This is a genomic window from Vulcanococcus sp., from assembly GCF_044369115.1.
In the GTDB taxonomy this organism is placed as follows: Bacteria; Cyanobacteriota; Cyanobacteriia; order PCC-6307; family Cyanobiaceae; genus Vulcanococcus.
The window spans coordinates 1-4,217 of record NZ_JBIPMN010000200.1 but is presented as its reverse complement, the minus strand read 5'-3'; the positions used below and the strand labels follow the sequence as shown (position 1 = coordinate 4,217).

4 protein-coding genes and 1 pseudogene are annotated in these 4,217 nt (G+C 70.0%); 2 read left to right on the top strand and 3 right to left on the bottom strand.

Annotation, left to right across the window (positions count from 1 at the left end):
• Nucleotides 1-423, bottom strand: a pseudogene (locus ACIQ2E_RS12955) (riboflavin synthase); the annotation flags it as partial.
• Nucleotides 424-478: 55 nt separating this feature from the next.
• Here ACIQ2E_RS12955 and ACIQ2E_RS12950 point away from each other — a divergent pair.
• Together ACIQ2E_RS12950 and ACIQ2E_RS12945 are read left to right on the top strand one after the other, a co-directional pair.
• Nucleotides 479-1,042: a bifunctional nuclease family protein gene (locus ACIQ2E_RS12950; protein WP_398331271.1), complete on the top strand. Its 564-nt coding sequence runs from the start codon at nucleotides 479-481 to the stop codon at nucleotides 1,040-1,042.
• Nucleotides 1,005-2,168: an aldo/keto reductase gene (locus tag ACIQ2E_RS12945; RefSeq protein WP_398331268.1), complete on the top strand. Its 1,164-nt coding sequence runs from the start codon at nucleotides 1,005-1,007 to the stop codon at nucleotides 2,166-2,168. Before ACIQ2E_RS12950 ends, ACIQ2E_RS12945 begins: the two co-directional genes overlap by 38 nt.
• A gap of 3 nt (nucleotides 2,169-2,171) precedes the next feature.
• On the opposite strand, the gene ACIQ2E_RS12940 is transcribed toward ACIQ2E_RS12945, so the two are convergent.
• Both ACIQ2E_RS12940 and ACIQ2E_RS12935 read right to left on the bottom strand, forming a co-directional pair.
• A complete protein-coding gene (locus ACIQ2E_RS12940; protein ID WP_398331265.1) occupies nucleotides 2,172-3,257 on the bottom strand; it encodes a hypothetical protein in 1,086 nt (361 codons plus the stop codon).
• A gap of 26 nt (nucleotides 3,258-3,283) precedes the next feature.
• On the bottom strand, nucleotides 3,284-4,217 hold a 934-nt coding region (locus tag ACIQ2E_RS12935), incomplete at its 5' end, for a nicotinate-nucleotide--dimethylbenzimidazole phosphoribosyltransferase (RefSeq protein WP_398331263.1).

The window sequence follows — 4,217 nt, the reverse complement described above, 5'->3', positions numbered from 1 at the left end:
AACGGCCACGCTGGCCTTCTCACACACGTAGCGCCCGTAGGCGCGGTTGTTCCAGCGCAGCACCAGCCGCCAGGAGGCCGGTTGCTGCTCCACGGCCACCACGGTGCCCTGCCCATCCACGTGCCCACTCACCAAATGACCACCAAGCCGGTCGGCCAGGCGCAGGGCGGGCTCGAGATTCACCCAGCCGCGGCGATCGGCCTTGACGGCGAGGGTGGTGCGGGCCAGCGTTTCCTCACTCACATCCGCCTTGAAGCCGTGGGCCGAGCGCTGGGTCACCGTGAGGCACACCCCATCCACGGCCACGCTGTCGCCGAGGGCCAGGGCGGCTGGATCGAGCCCCGACTCAGCCGACACCAGCAGTTCCACGCCACCGCTCCAACGCTGCAACTGCCCGACGGCCTGCACCAGCCCGGTGAACATGCGGTGCCCCGATCAACCCTGGCCATAATCGGGCAAGGGCGTCTGCAGGCAAGCGATGGTTGAGATGCGCGTGGCCGGCATCGCCCTCGACGCCGCCAGCCGCAGCCCGATCGTGCTGCTGCGCGATCCCTCCGGGCGCCGTCAGGTGCCGATCTGGATCGACCAGGCCCAGGCCCAAAACATCATGGCGGGGCTGAAAGATCAGGCCCCCGCCCGGCCCCTCAGCCACGACCTGATGGCCAAGTTGCTGGAGGCGGGCGGACTTGAACTGCAGCGCGTGATCATTCACACCATCGAAGACAGCACCTTCCGAGCCGTGCTCAAGCTGAGCGGCACCGATGGCAGCAGCCACGAGCTCGATGCCCGCCCTAGCGACGCCATCGCCCTGGCGCTGCGCACCGGCAGCGGCATCTGGATGCTGGAAGAGGTGGTGGCCGATGCCTCGATCCCTGTGGATGCTGAGGCTGATGCCGAAGATGCCGCCGACTTCCGCCGCTTCCTCGATGGGATCAGTCCCGCCGAGCTGGTGCGCCACATCCGCCAGGCCCAGACCGACAGCAGCGAGGAGGAGGAAGCCGGCGATGACCACGCCTCCGGCGGTGAAGCCGCCCCCAGCTGAGCGCCGCCCCTTTGGTCGCGGGGCGCCAGTTTCGCCCTTCTGCCTCGGCACGATGCGCGCCACAGGCAGCCCCGAGCAGATGGCTGCGGTGCTCGCCGCGGCCATGGCGGCGGGCATCAACCATGTGGAAACGGCCCCGGCCTACGGCATGGCAGAGCGCCATCTGGGGCAGGCGCTGCGTGCTCTCAGCGTTCGCGATCCCGCCGCCCATGCCGATCTGGTGATCACCAGCAAGCTGCTGCCAGGGTGCAGCCTGCATGAGGGGCAGGATCAGCTGCGGGCGCTGCTGGAGCGGCTGGGGCTGGCGCAGCTGCACAACCTGGCCGTACACGGCCTGAACCGGCCCGAACACCTCAGCTGGGCCCTCGAGGGCGCTGGCGCCGACCTGCTCACTTGGGCGCTCGACACCAATCTGGTGGGCCAGGTCGGCTTTTCCAGCCACGGCAGCAATGCCCTGATCGAGCAGGCGCTAGCGAGCGGACGCTTCAGCTTCTGCAGCCTGCACGTGCATCTCTTCGATCAAACCCGGCTTCCCATCGCCCTGGCGGCTCTGCAAGAAGGGATCGGTGTGCTGGCCATATCTCCGGCCGACAAGGGCGGACGCCTCTATGCCCCTTCCTCTGAGCTGCTGGCGGATTGTGCGCCCTTCCATCCCCTGGAGCTCGCCTATCGCTTTCTCCTCGATGCCGGCATCTCCACCCTCACCCTCGGTGCCGAGCAGCCCTCCGATCTGGCCTTGGCCCAGAGACTCCGCGACGCCACACCCTGGCTGAGCGACGCGCACCGCTCTTGCCTCAGCCGCCTGCAGGCGGCGGGGCAAGAGCGCCTCGGCACCGAAGCCTGCGGCCAATGCCGCGCCTGCCTGCCCTGTCCGAACGAGATACCGATCCCGGAACTCCTGCGCTTGCGCAACTTGGCCGTGGGCCATGGCATGAACGCCTTTGCCCAGGAGCGTTACAACCTGATCGGCAGGGCCGGCCACTGGTGGGAGGAGCTCAATGCCAGCGCCTGCCAGCGCTGCGGCGACTGCCTGCCCCGTTGCCCCCACCAGCTGCCGATTCCCGATCTCTTGGCCGACACCCACCAGCGGCTAGCGGCGGCTCCGCGACGGCGCCTCTGGGGCTGAGCCTTAGCCAGCCATCGCCTGGTCCCACAACTGCTGCAAGCCCTGGCGTTGTGCGGGGCTGAGCGGCTCCAGGTTGGTGCAACGCTCAAGCACCGCAGGCGGGGGCAACAGCAGCGGCCGCAGCCGCGCAGGCCAGCGCTTCAAAGCTGAAGCCAGCTGGGAAGTGGGCAGCGGCGGCACCCAACCGGCCGCCAGCAAACGATCCAACAGCGGCAGGCTCAACCCATCCCGCAGCCACTCCAGGGGCAGCGGCGATCCTGTTGAACCCGTGGTGCCCCTGGGCCCCTGGCGCACTAACAGTTGCCACCAGAGCGGTGAACCCGTGGCCGGCAGGAACGCCGTCAGCCGCGGATCGCGCTGGAGCAGGGGCACGGCGCGCTGACTGGTGACCACCGCCGCATCCGCATCCCCTGCCAGCAGGAAATTGAGCCCCTGGCTTTCCTCCAGGCTGAGGGCCTGGCGATGCAGGCGGCGCACCTGATTCACCAACGCGGCGCCCTCAGGGGAGGGAACCGCACCAGGTGTGGAGCTCAGCTGCCGTTGCGCCAAAGCGATCAGCAGCCTCGGGCTCGCGGGCAACACCAAACGCCCTTTCAGGCTGGGATCCAGCAACAGCGCCCAGCCCTCGCTTTGGCGCTGGAGAAGGTCCGGGCGGTTGCGCAGCAGGATCACCCAGGTGCCGAAGGCCCAGGGGAAAGCCTTCGCCGCAGCCTCCGGTCCGGCAAACAGGCGGCTGGGCGCCTGGGCGATCGGGTCGAGCAACTCCAGCAGGGCTGGAGCGTTGATCGGTTGCAGCTCAGCCGGGGGCAGCTGCTGCACCCAACCATCACCCAGGCTGACCAAGCGGCTCGCCGAGCTGGGATCGCGCAGCCGCTCCAGCAGCGCCACCGGACTGTCCAGCACCTGGGAGCGCCAGCTGGAGGGCAGCGCCTTGAGCCAAGCGGAGGGCAGCTGGCCGCGCACACTCAGCAGCTGGCCGGCATCACCGCCCCTGGAGCAGCCCGCCAGCACTCCTGCCGCCAGCACAGGGCCTCCCAGGCTGGCCAGCTGCAGCAGCTGGCGGCGCGAGAGCAGAGGGGCTTGGGCCATGGCCCGACCCTAAGGGTCGAACCTGATCACACCAGCTGGCTGCAGGCCTGGTCGCAGGCATCCGCCAGCGCCGCGGGGCTGCGGCCGCTGAGCTCCCATAGCGCCGCCAGACCGCCAGCCCCCACGCCCTCCTTCACGTAGCCCTGCTCGAACGCCAGCAGCTGCGGGGAACGGCAGCCGTAAAAGCGCAGCGCGGCAGCGAAGGCGAGGGGCTCAGCGCCCCAGCATTGGCCGATCTGGTCCAGCAGTTGGGCCAGATCGCTGCTGCCCTCTCCCGCCACCCAGGCCGTGGTGGCGATGGCGGTGCGGGCCACCAGCTGCGGACGCAAATCGGGCTCGCACAGCGCCAGCGCCACGGCCAGCACAGCGGCCATCTGGCTGCCCCCAGCCAACAGCACCGGCACACCGGCCAGGGCCGCCTCCAACACCAGCCCAGTTGCCAGGGGCTGCATCGGATCACCCACGGCTGCCAGCACCAGTTCAGCCGGTGCCGGGGTTGTGAGCGCCGCTGCCGCCAGGCCCTGCGCCACCAACTGGGCCTTCAAGGCATGAGCAGGCTCCCGCAGGCTGCCGCTCACCAGACCCGCCGCCGGCACCCCCAAGCCCTCGAGCACCGCTTGAGCAGTGCTGGTGCCACCAGGCACACACTCCGCCAGCACCAGGGGCCGCCTAGGCTCGAGCCGCCCGAGCTGCTGGCCCCACCGGCGGCCGCGGGCCAGCAACTGGTGCACCCGATCGGGTTCGATGGCGGCCCCCGTGCTGAGACAACGGGCGGGGCGATGGCCGAGCTGGAGATGCGGAACCGCCGGGGCCACCGCAGCACCGGCGTCCACCACCAGCGGCTCCAACCCCAGGTGCTCCACCACCACCCGAGCGATCAACGCAGGGCTCACACCAGCCGGCAGGGGCGGCAAGGCATGGGGGCGCAGCTGCGCTGGGCCAAGCAGCAGCAACTCCGCA